The organism is Nitratireductor aquibiodomus NL21 = JCM 21793 (genome assembly GCF_000615975.1).
GTDB classification, from domain to species: Bacteria; Pseudomonadota; Alphaproteobacteria; order Rhizobiales; family Rhizobiaceae; genus Nitratireductor; species Nitratireductor aquibiodomus.
This window is the reverse complement of record NZ_BAMP01000206.1, coordinates 1-578: the sequence shown is the minus strand read 5'-3', so window position 1 is coordinate 578 and position 578 is coordinate 1. Positions and strand designations below refer to the sequence as shown.

Annotated in this window: 1 protein-coding gene; it reads left to right on the top strand. The window is 62.5% G+C overall.

Going from position 1 to position 578, the window contains the following annotated elements:
- The coding region (locus JCM21793_RS23255) for an outer membrane beta-barrel protein (protein WP_025031892.1) at positions 1-578 on the top strand (578 nt) is incomplete at both ends.

Sequence of the window (578 nt, the reverse complement as noted above, 5' to 3'; positions counted from 1 at the left end):
CCCGGGCGCCATCCACCGCCGTCGAGCGCGAGCGCGCCCGCACGGCTCAGAACGACCCGACGCGGCCGGTGCAACCACCGCTGGACACGGTCGTCACGCAGGGCATTCCCGAAAACGAAGAGGAAAACTCCGGTTTTGAACGGATCGAACGCGCAGAAGCGCTCAATCCACGCACCGGGGCGATCGAAGGCGACTTTCAGGCCACAGACGAAAATCCCTATGCTCCGCTGGGGCTGAGGTTCGGTACTTTCACCGTCATCCCCACGCTGGAACAGGGTCTGACCTGGACGTCCAATGCCGATTCCAGCACCAATGGCAGCGAAGCCATTGTTTCCCAATCAACGCTCAGACTGAACGCGGTTTCCGACTGGGCGCGGCATGCAGCGACGGTGGACGCCTATGGCATCTATCGCAAGTCGGTTTCTGGAGATGAAGTCTCGGACATTGAGGGGGGCATTGACGGCACCCTGCGCTTCGACCTCGCCCGCGATTACACGGCGCTCGCCAGCCTGGGTTATTCGATAAGCCCCGAATCCGCATCGTCCCCCGTGATCATCACGGGCGTCGAAGACCGTCCG